The sequence below is a fragment of the Bordetella tumbae genome (assembly GCF_054780995.1).
Map to the genome: position 1 here is coordinate 1 of NZ_BAAGVG010000010.1, position 18,331 is coordinate 18,331.

The 18,331-nt window shown below is 62.4% G+C and carries 14 protein-coding genes; 7 read left to right on the forward strand and 7 right to left on the reverse strand.

Annotated elements, in window-relative coordinates:
• Nucleotides 1-441: 441 nt before the first annotated feature.
• Genes ACYVI2_RS07275 through tkt form a run of 3 tightly spaced genes read right to left on the reverse strand, consistent with a single transcriptional unit; the run spans nt 442 to nt 4,704 of the window.
• Complete coding sequence (locus ACYVI2_RS07275; protein WP_415821779.1) at nt 442-1,635, reverse strand: phosphoglycerate kinase; 1,194 nt, start codon at nt 1,633-1,635, stop codon at nt 442-444.
• Nucleotides 1,636-1,641: 6 nt separating this feature from the next.
• Nucleotides 1,642-2,652, reverse strand: coding sequence for a type I glyceraldehyde-3-phosphate dehydrogenase (gene gap / locus ACYVI2_RS07280; protein ID WP_415821778.1), 1,011 nt, complete (start codon nt 2,650-2,652; stop codon nt 1,642-1,644).
• Between the two features lie 15 nt (nt 2,653-2,667).
• On the reverse strand, nt 2,668-4,704 hold the full coding sequence (gene tkt, locus ACYVI2_RS07285; protein WP_415821777.1) for a transketolase: 2,037 nt from the start codon (nt 4,702-4,704) through the stop codon (nt 2,668-2,670).
• Between the two features lie 233 nt (nt 4,705-4,937).
• On the opposite strand from tkt, the gene ACYVI2_RS07290 reads away from it, so the two are divergent.
• Entirely contained in the window at nt 4,938-5,678 is a 741-nt protein-coding gene (locus ACYVI2_RS07290; RefSeq protein ID WP_415821807.1) for a 16S rRNA (uracil(1498)-N(3))-methyltransferase, read from the forward strand.
• Nucleotides 5,679-5,919: 241 nt separating this feature from the next.
• On the opposite strand, the gene ACYVI2_RS07295 is transcribed toward ACYVI2_RS07290, so the two are convergent.
• The 4 genes from ACYVI2_RS07295 to ACYVI2_RS07310 form a co-directional block, all read right to left on the reverse strand.
• Nucleotides 5,920-6,384, reverse strand: a complete 465-nt coding sequence (locus tag ACYVI2_RS07295) for a barstar family protein (protein ID WP_415821134.1) — start codon at nt 6,382-6,384, stop codon at nt 5,920-5,922.
• Nucleotides 6,381-7,544, reverse strand: a complete 1,164-nt coding sequence (locus tag ACYVI2_RS07300) for a patatin-like phospholipase family protein (protein ID WP_415821149.1) — start codon at nt 7,542-7,544, stop codon at nt 6,381-6,383. The genes ACYVI2_RS07295 and ACYVI2_RS07300 overlap by 4 nt, the downstream gene beginning before the upstream one ends.
• A gap of 46 nt (nt 7,545-7,590) precedes the next feature.
• Nucleotides 7,591-9,879, reverse strand: a complete 2,289-nt coding sequence (locus ACYVI2_RS07305) for an NADP-dependent malic enzyme (protein WP_415821133.1) — start codon at nt 9,877-9,879, stop codon at nt 7,591-7,593.
• Nucleotides 9,880-10,023: 144 nt separating this feature from the next.
• A complete protein-coding gene (locus ACYVI2_RS07310) occupies nt 10,024-11,145 on the reverse strand; it encodes a hypothetical protein (protein ID WP_415821132.1) in 1,122 nt (373 codons plus the stop codon).
• A gap of 31 nt (nt 11,146-11,176) precedes the next feature.
• Between ACYVI2_RS07310 and ACYVI2_RS07315 the strand changes: the two genes are divergently transcribed.
• From ACYVI2_RS07315 to ACYVI2_RS07340, 6 genes are all read left to right on the forward strand, one after another.
• On the forward strand, nt 11,177-12,331 hold the full coding sequence (locus ACYVI2_RS07315; protein ID WP_415821131.1) for a pyridoxal phosphate-dependent aminotransferase: 1,155 nt from the start codon (nt 11,177-11,179) through the stop codon (nt 12,329-12,331).
• Between the two features lie 277 nt (nt 12,332-12,608).
• On the forward strand, nt 12,609-14,087 hold the full coding sequence (tcuA, locus tag ACYVI2_RS07320; protein WP_415821130.1) for an FAD-dependent tricarballylate dehydrogenase TcuA: 1,479 nt from the start codon (nt 12,609-12,611) through the stop codon (nt 14,085-14,087).
• Between the two features lie 31 nt (nt 14,088-14,118).
• On the forward strand, nt 14,119-15,495 hold the full coding sequence (locus tag ACYVI2_RS07325; protein ID WP_460490285.1) for an FAD-dependent oxidoreductase: 1,377 nt from the start codon (nt 14,119-14,121) through the stop codon (nt 15,493-15,495).
• Nucleotides 15,496-15,500: 5 nt separating this feature from the next.
• A complete protein-coding gene (locus ACYVI2_RS07330) occupies nt 15,501-16,310 on the forward strand; it encodes a hypothetical protein (RefSeq protein WP_415821128.1) in 810 nt (269 codons plus the stop codon).
• A complete protein-coding gene (locus ACYVI2_RS07335; protein ID WP_415821127.1) occupies nt 16,303-17,286 on the forward strand; it encodes an electron transfer flavoprotein subunit alpha/FixB family protein in 984 nt (327 codons plus the stop codon). The genes ACYVI2_RS07330 and ACYVI2_RS07335 overlap by 8 nt, the downstream gene beginning before the upstream one ends.
• Nucleotides 17,287-17,326: 40 nt before the next feature.
• Nucleotides 17,327-18,322, forward strand: a complete 996-nt coding sequence (locus tag ACYVI2_RS07340) for a Bug family tripartite tricarboxylate transporter substrate binding protein (protein WP_415821126.1) — start codon at nt 17,327-17,329, stop codon at nt 18,320-18,322.
• The last annotated feature ends 9 nt before the right edge of the window (nt 18,323-18,331 follow it).

Here is an 18,331-nt window from a genome sequence, read left to right on the forward strand (position 1 = left end):
GTGCAATATCGGGCCCAGGCCTTGGGTGTTTAGTGTTCTAAACTGTCCAACTTCTGGGGGTCAGTTCACAGGGCACACGCGAATCGCAGCCCTGCAAGATCTTTCTCTTTACCATCAGGGCAACAAAAAAACGCCAAGCAAGAGACTCGTGCCAGCGGTGTGATGAGCTTGAATTACTGCGAGTCGAGCCGAGGCAATCGGCCCGGCCGGGCGCCTCAAAGTCGAGTGGAGCGGAGGTCGAAGGGAGCGCGAAGGCGCGGACGAGGCGAGCGAACACGATGTCCGGCGCCCGCGCGCCGGACCGACTTTGTGAAGCCCGGCCGGGCCGATTGCCTCGGCTCGACGACCAACAGAACACTGAACACCGATCAACAAAAAAATGCCAAGCACTTCACATGCCTGGCATTTCTCCAGCTAACAACAGCGACAACCCATCGACAATCAGGCAGCCCGTTCCTCGAGGATAGCCACAGCCGGCAAGGATTTGCCTTCCAGGAATTCCAGGAACGCACCACCACCGGTGGAGATATACCCGACCTTGTCAGCGATCGCATATTTGGCGATGGCTGCCAGCGTGTCACCGCCACCTGCGATCGAAAACGCCGGTGATTCGGCAATCGCTTTGGCGAGGACTTCGGTGCCGTTGGCAAACGCATCGAACTCGAACACACCCACGGGGCCGTTCCAGACAATGGTGCCTGCCTGCTGCAGAATGCCAGCCAGACGCTGTGCAGTCTGCGGGCCGATGTCCAGAATCAGATCATCGTCCTCAACCGCATCAGCTGCCTTGACGGTGGCTTCGGCATCGGCAGAAAACGACTTGGCGCACACCACATCCGTCGGGATGGGGACTTCCGCGCCGCGCTTTTTCATGATGTCGATCACGGCACGGGCCTGTTCGACCTGATCGGGTTCGGCCAAAGATTTACCAATGGACAAACCAGCCGCCAGCATGAAGGTATTGGCGATACCACCGCCCACCACCAACTGGTCGACCTTGTCGGCCAGCGATTGCAGGATGGAGAGCTTGGTAGAGACTTTGGAACCGCCGACGATGGCCACCAGCGGACGCTTGGGATCGTGCAGCGCACGGCCCAGGGCGTCCAGCTCAGCCTCGAGCAACGGCCCCGCGCATGCGATCGGCGCAAAGCGCGCGATACCGTGCGTGGTGGCCTCGGCACGGTGTGCTGTCCCGAAAGCATCGTTGACGTAGACATCGCACAATGCCGCCATCTTGCGCGACAAGGTTTCGTCGTTTTTCTTTTCGCCGGGATTGACGCGGCAGTTTTCCAGCAGCACGACCTGGCCCGGATTGACGGTCACGCCGTCGACCCAGTCTTTGACCAACTGCACGGGCATGCCCAGCAGTTGCGACAAACGCTGGCCCACACGGGCCAGCGAGTCGGCGTCGGTCAGTACACCCTCGGTGGGGCGCCCCAGGTGCGAGGTCACCATGACAGCGGCACCGCTATCGAGTGCCAGGCGGATGCCCGGCACCGAAGCGCGGATGCGCGTGTCTTCGCTGATCTGGCCCGCGTCGTCAAACGGCACGTTCAGATCGGCACGGATGAACACCCGCTTGCCATGCAGCGCGCCAGCCTTGGCCAGCGCGGACAGGGTATTGACCTTGGCCATGGCGGATTACTTGGCCGACATCAGCGCGACAGTGGTGTCGAGCATGCGGTTCGAGAAGCCCCACTCGTTGTCGTACCACGACGAGACCTTGACCAGCTTGCCCGAGACCTTGGTCAACGTGGAATCGTAGGTGCTGGAAGCCGGGTTGTGGTTGAAGTCGACCGAGACGAGAGGCTCGGTGTTGTAGTTCAGGATGCCTTTGAGCTCGCCTTCGGAGGCAGCCTTGAGGATGCTGTTGACTTCGTCAACGGTAGTGTCGCGCTTGGCTACGAACGACAAGTCAACGAGGGATACGTTGATGGTCGGCACGCGAATAGCGAAGCCGTCGAGCTTGCCATTCAACTCGGGCAATACCAGGCCCACAGCAGCAGCAGCGCCGGTCTTGGTGGGGATCATGCTCATGGTGGCCGAACGGGCGCGGCGCAGGTCTTCGTGATAGACGTCGGTCAGGACTTGATCGTTGGTGTACGAGTGCACCGTGGTCATCAGGCCGCTTTCCAGGCCCAGGGCGTCGTGCAGCGGCTTGACCAGCGGGGCTAGGCAGTTGGTGGTGCACGAAGCGTTCGAGATGACGGTGTCGGTGGCTTTCAGCACGCCGTGGTTCACGCCATACACAATGGTCGCGTCCACGTCTTTGCCGCCGGGGGCCGAGATGATGACTTTCTTGGCGCCGCCTTTCAGGTGCGCACTGGCTTTTTCTTTCGAGGTGAAAAAGCCCGTGCATTCCATCACGACGTCGACTTTCAGCTCGCCCCAGGGCAATTCGGCCGGGTTGCGATTAGCCAAGACGCGGATCTTGTCGCCATTGACGATCATGTAATCGCCTTCGACCTCGACGGTGCCGGGGAACTTGCCGTGGGCGGTGTCGTAGCGCGTCAGGTGCGCGTTGGTCTTGGGGTCACCCAGGTCGTTGATGGCAACGATCTCGATGTCGTGTTTTTTACCGCCCTCGTAGTGGGCACGCAGGACGTTGCGGCCGATGCGGCCGTATCCGTTAATGGCGACGCGAATGGTCATGACTAAGAGCTCCTTTTACAAAACTTGCTTGACAGTCTCGGCTACCTTGTCGGCAGTCAGACCGAAGAACTTGAACAAGGCTCCCGCAGGTGCGGATTCGCCGTAACGGTCGATACCGACCACGGCGCCCTCCAGACCCACGTATTTGTGCCACAGCGCCGTGGTGCCCGCCTCGACGGCGACGCGCGGCAATCCCGGCGGCAATACGCTGCGTTTCCACTCGGCATCCTGACGGTCGAACACGTCAGTGCTGGGCATGGACACCACACGTACCGCGATCCCCTGTGCGGCCAACTGCTCTTGTGCAGCCAGCGCGATAGCGACCTCGGAGCCCGTGGCGATGATAACGGCACGCGCGCCCTCTGCGTCTCGCAGAACGTAACCACCGCGGACAATCGCTTTCAGCGTGTCAGCGTCGCGCGGGACGAAAGGCAGGTTTTGGCGCGACAGCAGCAATGCGGTCGGACCGCCATCGTGCACGTCCATGCCGATGCTGGCCGGACTCGACACGGCAGTAGCCCAGGCCACGGCCGTCTCGACGGTATCGCAGGGACGCCATACCGATAGATTCGGTATCAAACGCAGGCTGGAGGCGTGCTCGATGGATTGGTGCGTGGGGCCGTCTTCGCCCAGGCCGATGGAGTCGTGCGTGAACACGTGCACCACACGTTGTTTCATCAACGCGGCCATGCGGATGGCATTGCGCGAGTAATCGGAGAAGGTCAGGAACGTGCCGCCGAACGGCAGGTAACCGCCATGCAGCGCAATACCGTTCATGATGGCGGACATGCCGAACTCACGCACGCCGTAGTTGATGTGACGGCCAAACTGAATGCCCTGCTCGCCGGCACGCACCGGTGCAACGCCCTTCCAGTCGGTGTAGTTCGAGCCCGTCAGGTCGGCCGAGCCGCCCAGCAGTTCGGGCAATGCAGCAGCCAGTGCCGCGATTGCGAACTGAGAGGCTTTGCGGGTAGCGACCGTCTCGGCTTTTTCGTCGGTGGCCTGGATGAAGGCCTGAAGTTTTTCGGTGATGTCTGCGGGGAGCTCGCCCTTCATGCGGCGGGTGAACTCAGCCGCCTCTGCGGGGTATTTTGCCGCGTAGGCATCAAAGCCGGTTTGCCACGCAGTTTGCGCCTCGGCGCCAGCCTGGCGGGCATCCCAGCCCTCGCGCACGGCCTGCGGCAGCTCGAACGGCGCAGCCGTCCAGCCCAACGCCGCACGCGTCGCTGCGATTTCTTCGGCGCCCAACGGTGCGCCATGCACATTGTGCGTGCCCGCCATCGTGGGCGCGCCCTTGCCGATGATGGTGCGGCAAATGATCAGCGAGGGCTTGTCAGACTGTGCGCGCGCCTGGGCAATCGCGGCATCGACGGCAGCCACATCATGGCCATCGACGCCACGGATGACGTTCCAGCCATAGCCCTCGAAACGCTTGCCGGTATCGTCGCCAAACCAGTGTTCGACATGACCGTCGATGGAAATGCCATTGTCGTCGTACAGCACGACGAGCTTGGAGAGCTTCAGTGTGCCGGCCAAGGAACAAGCCTCGTGCGAAATGCCTTCCATCAGGCAACCGTCGCCCACGAATGCGTAGGTGTAGTGATCTACGATCGGCAGGCCGGGCTTGTTGAACTCGGCGGCCAGCAGCGCCTCGGCCAGCGCCATGCCCACGGCATTGGCCACGCCCTGGCCCAAGGGACCGGTGGTGGTCTCGACGCCCGGGGTGATACCGACCTCGGGGTGGCCCGGCGTGCGGGAATGCAATTGACGGAATTGTTTCAATTCCTCGATCGGCAGATCGTAGCCGCTCAGATGCAGCAGCGCGTAGATCAACATCGAGCCGTGGCCATTGGACAGCACGAAGCGGTCGCGGTTGGCCCATGCCGGATCGGCCGGATTGTGCCGCAAATGGCCCAGCCACAGCGCCTGGGCTATTTCTGCCATCCCCATCGGTGCGCCGGGGTGTCCCGAATTTGCTTGTTGGACAGCATCCATGGCTAGAACGCGAATGGCGTCGGCCAGGGCCAAGGGTTGGGCAGTGGATGGGCTCATGCGGAAAAGGCTCGTAGGCTCTGGCCAGTCAAAAAATGGGGCCAGGTGACAGGAATTGTGAAGCTTACGATTTTAGCATCCGGGGATACCCCGATGTGGAGCCGAGCCGAACCCTGGATTTCGCCTGGCCGTCGAGCGGCTGGACAGAGCCCCCAACCATCGCGTGATCAGAGTGGTAGGCTACACACTTGCTCGCTCGTCCGTGCCTTACGCGCCTTTTTACCTCTACCGCCATGCCGTTGCCGCGCTTTTTCTGCGATACCCCGCTTTCCCCGGGCGTCCGCCTGACTCTGCCCGATGCGTTGGCGCATCACGCCGTACGCGTGCTGCGTCTGCGAGATGGCGAGCCTATTGTGCTCTTTAACGGCCAGGGCGGAGAGTATCCCGCGACGCTCGGCGTCGACGGCAAATCGGCCTGGGCGCAATTGGGCGATCATGACCCTCGCGAGGCCGAGTTGGCGGGCAGCATCACGCTGGTGCAGGGCTTGCCTTCAGGCGACAAAATGGACTGGGTGATAGAAAAAGCCGTCGAACTCGGCGCAAGCCGTGTCATACCCATTGCCGCGCAACGCAGCGTGTTGCAACTCAGCGGTGCTCGGCTGGAAAAGCGTGTGGCACATTGGACTCGCATCGCTCAATCCGCCGCGGAACAGTGTGGGCGCAATCGGCTCATGGCCGTCGATGCTCCGATGGGATTACGTGAATGGCTGGAACAACCAGGCACTGGCTTGCGTGTGCTCTGCCATCCGGATGCTATTGCGACATTGGCCGATGTCCTCACCGCGTCGGCTGAGCGCGAACCGCTGCAATCGCTCAGCCTGCTCGTTGGGCCGGAAGGCGGGTGGTCAGAGGCCGAACTGGCTCTGGCTGCTCAATGTGGCGTCCAGTCTGTGCGTTTCGGGCCACGTGTGTTGCGTACCGAAACGGCAGGGCTCGCCTTGATCTCGGCGGTGACGGCGATGCTCGGTTGGTAATGCGGCGGGGAGTGTTGGAATTATTCGTCGTAGGAGTTCTTTAGCGCCAGGGGCCATCATGCCACTACTGTGAGTCCCAGCCGGGTGGCTGGAAGCCGCACCGGGCCGTTGAGCGGCGATTCAGCCCGCGAAGCGGGCCGAGGCCCCTGGTCATGGGCCGAGTCGCCGCGATAGGCCCGGTGCGGCTTCCAGGCACCCGGCTGGGACGCCTAAACAGAGACACCCCAGGCAATCGCGAACCTCACCCTTCTCCGTAGCGCGCCGCAGCCACTCCCGGCTCAGGATCCGGATGCTTGCCCGCATGCTCGACGATGTAACTGAACGCCCGTCCATTTTCCTCGGCGAACGTCACCACATCCGCGCACACGGATTCGATCCGCGCCGCGTCATCGGCCAACGCGGGATCCCCCGAATGCAGCTTTACCAACCACAACACGACACCGGTTTTTTGATCCAGCACCGTGTCGCACAAGCAGTCGTACAGCGCATCGAAATTCCCGCCAAAATATTCAGGAAAATCGACCGCCTTGGCGATCGCCCGCAATACCGCCGACCGGCTGCGCGCCCGGTCGCATTCGGCCACCATGAACGCCAATCCGAGCTCACGCGCAGCCTCATTCACGGCCTCTTTGTGCAGATCGCCATGATCGATCGCGCCACCGCTGCTCAATTGGCGCTGCAACGTAGACTGGCCATTGTGCGTCATGCCTGGCCCTCCTTGAAAAAACCCGCGACATCTTCGCTACGCCGCATCGTATCGGCATACCCCAGTTCAATCAATCGTTGTGTGTAAGCGCCTTCGAACAATAAATAAGACAACAGCGCGCCACCACCCGAACGATCAGGGTCGGACGATACACCGAGTACGCGAAAAAGGGTACGGGCTTCGAGGGGCATTTCAGATAAATAATCGAGTGCCAACAGATCCAACGACTGACTGGGGGTCAAGGTCAGAACGTTCACACGCCGGACACCCCCGCCAACAGCCGGATCATGGCCGATGTAAGTGACCAGTTCGTTAATCCGTTCCAGACGCTCTAAATCCATCGATAAGCCGTCTAGAAAGATGCTGGACAGCACATGCCCGCCCACTTGCGCCAAGCTGGGATAAGGCGGCGCGGCCTCGCGTTTTTCGGGATGAGTCTCATCACGAAAGCTGGTTCCTATCACCAACACGCGCTCAGCCCCCAGATGGATGGCCGGGCTGATGGGGGCCAACTGTCGCATGGAACCATCACCGCACCACTCGCGCTGGCCCTGCACATCGACAGGCTGCGCAGGAAAGATGAACGGAATGGATGAGGACGCCATCAGATGCTGGACGCCTATGCGTACGGACAGCGCGCGCCGCAGTGAACGATGCCAGGGTTCAATCGCGTGGTTCGACTGATAGAAGGTCAGATGTTCGCCGCTGGTGAACCCCGAAGCGGTGATCGCCAAGGCGCTTAAGGCGTTGTGCTGCAGGTTGGCATGCAAATGCTCGAAATCGAGTACGCGCGTCAGCAGCTCGGCCAACGGCTTGTTATCCAGCAACGATCGAGGCCGTTCGCGGCCCAGACCGGAAAACATCCATCCCAAAGCCAGCAAGCCCAGCCAACGCACGCCGGTCTTGATCAAACCCGGTGCGTCGGCACGGTACACCATGCTGGTGTGCAAAGATTCCCAGAGACGTTGAATGCGGCGCACCGCCAAGTGCGGACGATCGGCACGGCATGCCAGGGCGGTGGCGTTGATAGAGCCCGCTGAGGTGCCGCAGATGATCGGAAAGGGATTGTGGAAACCCGGATGGGATTCGGGATCGAGAATATCCAATACAGCGCGCAGCGCGCCTACTTGGTAGGCCGCACGCGCGCCACCGCCGGTCAACACCAGCCCCGTCGGAGAACGGGGCTGGCTGGCGGCCTGCGCGATGCTATTTGGGGATGTTGGCATCAACGACGACCAGGGCGGTCATGTTGACGATACGGCGCACCGTGGAACTGGACGTCAAAATATGCACGGGCGCGTTGGCCCCGAGCAAGAACGGTCCCACGGCGACGTTGCCGCCCGCCGCTGTCTTGAGCAGGTTGTAGGCGATATTGCCGGAATCCACGTTGGGGCAAACCAACAGGTTGGCTGCACCTTTGAGGGTCGACGATGGCAGGATGCGAGTGCGCAGGGCCTCGTCCAATGCGCAATCGCCGTGCATTTCGCCGTCGATTTCCAGGTCCGGGGCGGCTTCGCGCACCAGGGCAAGTGCTTCGCGCATTTTCGCGCCCGAGGACGAGCTGCCTGTACCGAAATTCGAACGCGACAGCAACGCGATCTTGGGCGCCAGGTTCAGGCGCTTCATTTGCTCGGCCGCGGCGATGGTGATCTCTGCGATCTGTTCGGCCGTAGGATTGTCGTTGACGTGCGTGTCCACCAAGGCCACCACACGCTCATTGAGCAACAGCACGTTCATGGCGGCATAGACGTTGGCGCCGGGGCGCTTGCCGATCACTTCGTCGATGAAGCGCAGATGCTCGGCGTAGGAACTGACCACACCGCAGATCATGCCGTCTGCCTCACCGCGATGCAGCATCATGGCGCCGATCAGCGTCAGGCGGCGGCGCATTTCGACGCGCGCCATTTCCTTGGTGATGCCGCGGCGGCACATCATTTCCCAGTACGTCGTCCAGTACTGGTGGAATCGCTCGTCGTACTCGGGGTTGGTGACCTCGACGTCCTCACCCAGGCGCAGGCGCAGGCCATATTTTTCGATACGGGCGGCCAGCACTGCCGGACGTCCCACGAGGATAGGTTTGGCCAGCCCCTCGTCAACCACGACCTGCACGGCGCGAAGCACGCGTTCGTCTTCGCCCTCGGTGAAGACAATTCGCGCCTTGCCGCCGTCGCGTACCAGGGTCTTGGCCGCCGAGTACAGGGGCTTCATGAAAGCGCCGGAGTGGTACACGAATTGCTGCAGTTGCTCGACGTAAGCCTCCAGATCGGCCAACGGACGCGTCGCAACCCCGCCTTCCATGGCGGCCTTGGCCACGGCGGGCGCGATGCGGGTGATCAAACGCGGGTCGAACGGCTTGGGAATCAGGTATTCACGGCCAAAGCTGATGTCGTACGTGCCATAGGCAGCGGCCACGACCTCGTTTTGCTCTTCCTGGGCGAGTTTGGCGATGGCGTGCACGGCTGCCATTTCCATTTCACGCGTAATCGTCGTCGCGCCAACATCCAGCGCGCCCCGGAAAATATAGGGAAAGCACAGAACGTTGTTGACCTGGTTCGGATAGTCGGAACGGCCCGTTGCCATCACGACGTCGTCGCGTACCGCGTGCGCGTCTTCGGGCAGGATCTCGGGATTGGGGTTGGCCAGCGCCAGGATCACCGGGCGAGCCGCCATCGAGGCGACCATCTCGGGCTTGAGCACGCCGCCTGCCGACAGCCCCAGGAACACGTCTGCGCCCTGGATGACTTCGGCCAGCTTGCGCTGTTCGGTCTTTTGAGCAAAACGGGCCTTGTCGGGGTCCATCAACGCGACACGCCCTTCGTAGACGACGCCTTCGAGGTCGGTCACCCAGATGTTTTCAATGGGCACGCCCAGATCCACCATCAGGTCCAGGCAAGCCAGCGCGGCCGCACCGGCGCCCGAGGCCACGACTTTGACTTGATCGATCGCTTTGCCCACCACTTTCAGGCCGTTGATAAAGGCCGCCGAGACACAGATGGCCGTGCCGTGCTGGTCGTCGTGGAACACCGGGATTTTCATGCGCTCGCGCAGTTTGCGCTCTACGGTGAAGCACTCGGGGGCCTTGATATCCTCGAGGTTGATGCCGCCGAAAGTCGGCTCCAGCCCCGCAATGATTTCGACCAGTTTGTCCGGATCGGTTTCGTTGATCTCGATGTCGAACACGTCCAGGCCGGCAAACTTCTTGAACAAGACGGCCTTGCCCTCCATGACGGGCTTGGAGGCCAGCGCGCCGATGTTGCCCAGGCCCAGCACAGCGGTCCCGTTGGTAATCACGCCGACCAGGTTGCCGCGCGCCGTGTAGCGCACCGCATTGACGGGGTCGTTGACGATTTCTTCACAGGCTGCTGCCACCCCAGGTGAGTAGGCCAGCGCCAAATCACGCTGGTTCGACAATTGTTTGGTCGGCGTGACAGCGATTTTGCCGGGGCGGCCGGACTCATGATAATCAAGTGCGGCTTTGCGAAAATTGGCGTCCATATGGCGGGCTACTCAGTTGGTCCACGAAAGTGGGGAATTCTAGCTTAGAGAGGCGATTATCTTACTTCCAGATGACAGGCGCGTCCGGTAAAAACGGCACCGCTGGCGTGACAGAAATGGCGCGGACGGAAACGGCATCGCGGCTCACCCGTAGATATCCAAAGGATCAAACGCGTTTTTGATGCGAATCTGCAGCCTGCGAGCTGCATTGGCCACTTTATCGCCCGAGGATGCCGGTCCTGGCAAGGCCGCGGGGCCGGGCGGCGCTCCGGCAGCGTGTGACCAGGCAACGGTCGATGCGCCTGGATCAGCTCCCTCTTGCCCTGCCTGCCGGACCTCGACCGGAATCAATGTGACAGACTCCACCCAGGCCAACGCACCGCCGTGCCCCAGTAACAATTGAGCGAGGTTGACCTCTGCAGGCGCCGCTGGCTGCAACGCATCCAATCGATAACGACACGGCCACTGAGGAGCCTCGCGGCACATCACCGCATCTGGAGACGACGACAATTGAAACAGCGCGGGTACCAGGCGCTGCACCATCGCGGAGCGCAAGGGCCTCACCCCGGCGGCGCCAAATGGCCCCAGCGTCTCGGTCGTGCCGTCGGAAAACAACAATTCGGCCTCCACTACGCCGCTCATGGCAGTGCCCCCGGGCATCCAAGCGTGAGATTTCGCCAACCAGGCGGCCAAGGTCCAATCAGGCGGCGCCTCACGAAATTGCGGCAGCCCGGATGCCGCCAGCTCGCCGACCCGGCATCCCGGCTGCGCTACCCACTGGCCTGTCTCGGGATCATGGGTAAACGTGTCCAGGCTTGACGGATCGACCTCCAGCACATCTCCCTGGATCAGTGCATCGGTGTATTCCTGCCCTGGCTCATCAGGCGGACGATGATCAAGCGCATCGTGCGGGTCACCCGCCTTCGGCGTCGAGGGACGCGTGCCGCCGGTCAGGCCAGCGAGTTGCAACACCACGCCGTATTCGGCACAGAGCGCTCGCGCTTGCCGCACGTCGTCGCGATGTACAGGTATCAGACGGGCGCGATTCGGCGGCTCGACGCCTGGACCATGCGCCGGTGTCTCCGCCGTGAGAGTGGGTCCCGACGCCTGAGCCCCGGGATTGTGCGTCCGCCCTTGCTGAGGCGCCTCAGTCCGGAGATTGCGCACCTGCCCTTGCACCAGCCGCCCCAGACGCTGCAAAAAAGCGTCCCAGGGCGTGCGTGGCGTTTGCCGGCCAAACAGAAATGCGCGCCGCGATGGCTGCATCTACAATTCCTTTTTCGTTACGAGAACTGCCATGTCGCGCCTTGCCTCACGCGCCCAAGAATTCCTGACCTTTCACGCCGTCGAAGTCTTTAAAGAGGCCCAGGCATTGCAAGCCGCCGGCCGTGACATCGTCAGCCTCGGGATAGGCGAGCCGGACTTTACCGCGCCCGCGCAGGTCGTGGAAGCCCTGGACCGCGCCGCGCGAGCCGGCCTGAGCGGATACAGCGCCCCCGCCGGCCTGGCCGGATTGCGCGAGGCCATTGCCCAATTCTACGCAACTGAGTTCGGCGCCAAGATCGACCCCGCGCGCGTCATCGTCACCGCTGGCGCGTCCGGCGCCCTGTCGCTCGCGTGCGCCGCCATGGTGGATACCGGCGCGGAAGTCCTGATGCCCGACCCCTCGTACCCGGCAAATAGCAATTTCATTCTGGCCGCCGGCGGCCGTCCCCGCCTGATCCCCAGCGCGGCGGAAAAACGGTTTCAGCTATCGGCGCAAGACGTACGGGACCACTGGACGCCCGCAACACGCGGCGTGCTGGTTGCCTCGCCCAGCAATCCGACCGGCACCAGCATCGCGCGCGACGAGTTGGCCGCCTTGCTGCATGCCGTGCGCGAGCGCCAGGGCTTTGCCATCGTCGACGAAATCTATCTGGGACTCAGTTACGAAAACGAAGCGCGCTCGGCGTTGACGCTGGATGATGACATCATCGTCATCAACAGTTTCTCAAAATACTTCCACATGACGGGATGGCGGCTCGGCTGGATGATCGTGCCCGAACGCCTGGCCGGCCCCATCGAAAAAATGGCCGCCAGTCTGGCGATCTGCGCGCCCACACTGGCGCAGCATGCCGCCCTCGCCTGCTTTGCGCCCGACACGCTCAAGATCTACGAACACCGCCGCGAGGCCTTTAAACAACGCCGCGACTATTTGCTGCCCGAGTTCGAACGGCTGGGCCTGCATGTGCCTGTCAAACCGGATGGTGCGTTTTATATCTATGCGGACATTGCCGCGATGGGCGTTGACAGCTCGGCTTTCGCTCACCGGCTGCTGCACGACGCAGGCGTCGCAGCAGTGCCCGGTCTGGATTTCGGTCCGGCGCATGGTCACCACACGATGCGATTCTCGTACGCCACGGGATTGGACCGCCTGCAAGAGGCCGTGCGACGCATAGGCACCGTGCTGTAGATGTCGAGCGCAGGGCTGCTCATTCAAACGGGCATGCCCTTTCCTCCCATGCACCCGGGCCCCGCTCTACCCAGCCCAGCGCTGCCCAGTCCAGCTCATCCCATCTGCATCAACTTGACCGACTAAGTTCAATTAAATCGAAAAAAGCTTTCGACTAGTCGGGATTCCCCACAGAAACACCACCCCGCACAATCGTCTCTGATCTGTTGTCCAGTGTGAACTGGCACTCATACCGACAAGCCGGCGCAACGCAACGCCAGCTATCAGGAGACGAAGCGTGGAAACTTTTGATGTAGCCATCATCGGTGGTGGCAACGCGGCCTTGTGTGCGGCCATTTCGGCCCACGAATCCGGTGCCCGCGTCGTGCTGATCGAACGCGCGCCCAGAGAAACCCGCGGAGGCAACTCCGCGTTCGCGGGTGGTGCATTCCGCATCGCCTACGACGGAAATGACGACCTCAAGACGCTGATCCCCGACCTGTCGACCGAAGAGTTGCGCGACAACGATTTCAGCTCCTATACCGAAACGCAGTTTTTCGAAGAAAGCATGACCATGAGCGGCTACCGCGCCGACGCCGACGTGCTCGATGTCGTGGTCAAGGAAAGCATGCCCACGATGCATTGGATGCGCAGCCACGGCGTGCGCTTCATTCCGATCTACGGCCGTCAGTCGTTCAAGGTGGATGGCAAAAATAAGTATTGGGGCGGCCTCACCGTCGAGGTATCGGGTGGCGGGTTGGGCTTGATCGACGCGCTCTTTGCTCGCGCCGAAAAGCTCGGCATTGACATCCGCTATGGCGCCCGCGCCCATGGCCTGGCCCGCGATGGCGAAACCTGGAACGTAACCCTGCAACAAGATGGCCAGGACAGCTCGTTGCGCGCTCATGCCGTGGTGCTGGCCAGCGGCAGTTTCCATGCCAATCTGAAGCGGCGTGCAGAATACCTGGGTCCCCACTGGGATCTCGCCAAGGTGCGCGGCTCGCGCTACAACACCGGCGACGGTATCGACATGGCGCTGAGCGTGGGCGCCGTGGCGCACGGCAATTGGACCGGCTGCCACGCCGTGTTCTACGACCTCAACGCCCCGGCCTATGGCGATATCAACCTGCTCAACCAGCAAAAAAACTATTACACCCTGGGCATCGTCGTCAATGCGGACGGGCAACGTTTCGTCGACGAAGGCACGGATTTCCGCAACTACACCTACTCCGGCATGGGTGCACGCGTACTGTCACAACCCGGCGCGGTGGCTTGGCAAGTGTTTGACGCAAAGACGTCAAACCTGCTGCCCGACGAATACCGGGTGCGGCACGCCACACGGCTGGTGTCCGACACATTGGAAGGCCTGGCCGACCAGATGGACGGCATCAACAAGCAGGCCTTCTTGCAGACGGTGGCTGAATTCAACGCCGCCGTCGATCAAAGCGTGCCCTACAACCCGGCTATCAAGGATGGACGTTGCACGCGTGGGCTGGCTATTCCCAAATCAAACTGGGCGTCTCCCCTCGACACCGGCCCCTATGTGGCCTATGCCGTCACCTGCGGCATCACATTTGCCTACGCCGGCGTCAAGGTGAACACGCACGCTCAGGTGCTGGATGACACCGATCAGCCTATTCCCAACCTGTACGCGGCTGGCGAAATGGTGGGCGGCCTGTATTACGTGAAATACGCGGGCGGCATTGGATTGACCGCTGGCTCGGTGCTGGGCCGCAAGGCGGGTGCTCATGCCGCCGCCCGCGTTCGCCAAGCCTGACAACCCTATGCTCAATCAATCTCAAACACCCATGAACAACAACGATATCCAGGCCGACGTGGTCGTGGTGGGCGGCGGCCTGGCCGGCTTTGCTTGCGCGCTGCAAGCCGCGCAAGACGGCGCCGACGTGATTCTGCTGGAAAAGCTCGGAGAGATCGGGGGATCCTCCGCCATGAGCGGCGGCTGCCTGGCGTTTGCCGGCACCGATCTGCAAAAAGCCGCAAGCATCGAAGACTCCAGCGAGCTGCTCTATGCCGACCTGATCGAGGTGGGCAAGCACGAGAACGATCCTGCCCTGGTGCGCGCCTACGTGGACCACCAGCTCGAGACCTACGACTGGCTCAAACAGGCAGGCGTTGAATTCAGCCCCGTCATGGAAACCTCCTCGGGTCAATCCGTGCCGCGCGTCCATACCGTAGACCCGGCCGATACCGTGCGCGCCCTGGCGGGCCGAGCCAAGGACACGGGCAAGGTGCGGCTGTTACTGAACACCAGCGCGCTGCGGCTGATTCGCGATGCGCACGGCACAGTCGTCGGCGTGAGCGCCGAGCGAGAAGGCAACACATTCACGGCATCGGGAAAGCACGGTGTGGTGTTGGCCAGCGGAGGTTTCTGCAAAAACCCCGAACTGGTACACCGCTACGCGCCGCAGTATGACGACGCCGTGTTCATCGGTGGCGAAGGCAATGTCGGCGACGGACTGAAAATGGCGTTACTCATCGGCGCCGATTGCCGCGACATGATCTACATCAAGGGCACCTACGGCAAACACCCCACCGACGAGACCAACCATCACAGCCTGCTGGCCGTCTACAAAGGCGCGATCGCCGTCAATCAGGACGGTAAGCGCTACGTGGACGAGTCCATCTCGTACAAGCTCCTGGGGGACGCGTGTATCACCCAGCCGTACGGCGCCACGTTCCAGATTTTCGATCACCCCATCATGCAAAGCGGCGACAACGCCGTGCGCATCCTCGACATCGAACGGCGCCTGGAAGAAGGCCTGGTGATCCAAGCCGACACGATTGAAGCACTGGCCGAGCAGATTGAGGTGCCAGCACACGTGCTGATAGACACCGTGAACACCTACAACGGCTACGTGGACGCGGGGCATGACCCCGACTTTGGCCGTGCGCACTTGGTGCACCAGCACGGCGAACTCGTGCGCATCGAGACCGGCCCGTTCTATGCCTACCCGTCCACCGCGGCCGTGTATGGCACCTACTGCGGCTTGTGTGTGGATGCCGCCATGCATGTTCTGGATGTCTATGGCGACGTGATTCCCGGCCTGTATGCCGCTGGCGAAATGGTGGGAGGACTGCACGGTGCCGCATACATGACCGGCTCTGCGCTGGGCAAGGCCGCGATTTTCGGCCGCATCGCTGCTCGCAGCGCCACTCGGATCTGAGCGCCATGCATATCGCCGTATTACTGGCCGGCGTCGCAGATCCCAAGAAACTGCTGCCCAAGCCTGCGTCAAGTAACTGGCGCGACCTCCCTGCCGACACAGCGGTCTCGTACAAACTCAGCCCCTTTGACGAAGCCGCATTGGAAATCGCGCTCAAGCTGCGCGATCAAGGCGTCGCCACACGAGTCACCGCCATCGTCACCGACGGCGCCTACGATGTAACGCTGCTGCGCGCCGTGGCGGCACTCAAGCCCGACACGGTACGTGGTCTCAATCCCCCGCAAGCCCAACGCGGCAATCCGGCCTGGCTGGCGACGCACGCCGCCGGCCTGCTGCGTGAAGACGACACCTGGCCCAGCCTGGTGCTCATCGGCCGCGAACATGGCGACCTGGACGATGGCATGACAGCCGCCTATCTGGCCGATGCCTGGCAACTGCCGTATGCAGGCCAAGCCCTGCAAGTACGACCCTCGCCCGATGGTGGCTGGACGCTGTTGCGCAGCGGTGCGCTGAACGACGAATCGCTGCACTTGCCCGCTCCCGCGTTGGCCAGCATCAGCAACGACAAGAGCAATCGACTGCGTCATCCATTAATGAAAAACGTGGCGCTGGCCAAACAGATGACGTTCTCACAAGCGGTGCCTGACGGCGCGTCACCCGCGCCAGCCATCGCTCTGACCGACGCGGCACTTCCACAGACCGCCGCGCGTGGAGAGAACGCCTGCCGCATGCTGTCCGGATCCGTGGAAGAACAAGCCACCGCGCTGGCCGCCTATCTGCGCGCGCCCCTCGCACAGGAAAACCACCATGCCTGACAATCGTCCGATCTACGCGCTCATCCCCGCGTGCGGCACCGACGTTGACGCAGAACTCGCGCTCATGGCCGAGGCTCGCAAGCTGGCCGATCAGCGCGGCGGCCATGCACATGTCGTGATGGCGGGATCCGCCACCGAGCACGCCCTGGCCCAGGCGCGCGCCGCAGGTCTGGACCATGCCTGGCACATTGCCACACCCGTTGGCCTGCAAGTCCATCAATACGTCGATGTGTTTGCCACGGCGCTGCAGACGCCGGGCCTGGCCGATGGCCTGCGCGAGGCGCTGGTGCTGGTGATCGCAAATCCGGACAACGAGGCTCTCGCTGGCGCGCTGGCCGCACGGCTCGGCGGTGCGCCATTAGGGCGCTGTACAGGCTTTGCCTTTGACGAGCCAAGCGGTATATCCGCGCAGCGCAGCGCCTACGGCAATCGCTTGGACATCACACTGTCTGCCAACGCCGGGCCAGCCATTGCCGCAGTACGTCCCCAAGCGCTGCCCTCGGGTCACAGCAGACCGACCGAGATCCATGCACTCGAGGCCTGCAACGCGCGCGCCGCCTATCCGGTGAGCACCGTGCCTCGCACCGAACAGCATGCGAGTGTGGAAGGCGCGAGCATCGTCATCTCGGGCGGGCGCGGCAGTGGCGAGGCGGCGTTTCCCGCACTGTACGAACTAGCCGCCAAGGTAGGCGGCGCCGTGGGCGCCAGTCTGCCTGCGGTGGATGCGGGATGGGCGCCAGTCACCCGTCAGATAGGCATCTCGGGCAAATACGTCAGCCCGCACATCTACGTAGCCGTCGGCATTTCCGGCACGCCGCAGCATTTGGCCGGCATCGATCCGCACACCCGCATCGTGGCCATCAATAAAGACGCGGACGCCAATATCTTCAACGTGGCGCAGATCGGCGTCGTGGCTGAATGGCAGAGCCTCATCCCCGCGCTGATTCAGGCACTGGATACTTCCCCCGCGCACTAGCGCATCCCTCTCGTCATTAATAACAACACAGGAGACTTCCTTGCAGCCCAACCGCGCCATCCGCCGCCGCACGCTACGTGCCCTAGCCGGCGTCATCATCGTCACTCCATTGCTGAATGCCGGCCCCGTCCTGGCCAGCGAAACCTACCCCTCCAAGCCGATCCGGCTGATCGTCGGCTACCCGCCCGGCGGCTCGAACGATATCGCCGCCCGCATCATCGCTCCCGAGCTCAGCCAATTGCTGGGCGTATCGGTAGTCGTTGAGAACAAAGCCGGCGCCAACGGCGTGATCGGCGCCGACCATGTCGCCAAGGCCGAACCCGATGGCTACACCCTGCTGCTATCGAGCATGAGTCCCGTGATCCTGGCGCCGCAGACCATGAAGCAGCCGCCCTTCAATACGCTCAAGGACTTCGCGGCTGTCAACACGATGGCACTCACGCCCGAGGCCATCGCCATGGGGCCAAAACGCCAGGGCATCAACACACTGCCCGAGCTGCTCGATCTGGCCAAAAAAGAGCGCATCACGTTGTCATCATCAGGCTCGGGCGGACTGCCCCATCTGACCATCGAGTTGCTCAAGAAAGTGCGGCCCAATATCGAACACGTCCCCTACAAGGGGGCAGGTCCCGCGCTGACCGACACGCTCGCGGGTCACGTTGACGGCATCGTCATGGATCTGCCGCCGCTCTACAGCCAAATCAAGGAAGGCAAGCTCAAGGCCCTGGCGGTCACCAGCGAGCAACGCGTGAGTTTCCTCTCGCAAGTGCCCACCGCACAGGAGTCCCTGCCCGGTTTCAACGTAGAAAACTGGGTCGGTATTTTCGCCCCGGCCAAGACACCTGCCAGCGTATTGACCACGCTCGATCAAGCCGTGCGCAAAGCCGTCACCCAACCCAAGGTGAAGACCGCATTGGAGGCCGTCGCGCTATCTCCCGTCACACAGGATTCTCCGGCCGCCTTCCAGAAACAGGTCGCTGACGACTATGCCCGCTGGGGCAAGATCCTGCGCGACGCGGGCGTGGAAATGAACTGAAGCGGAGCA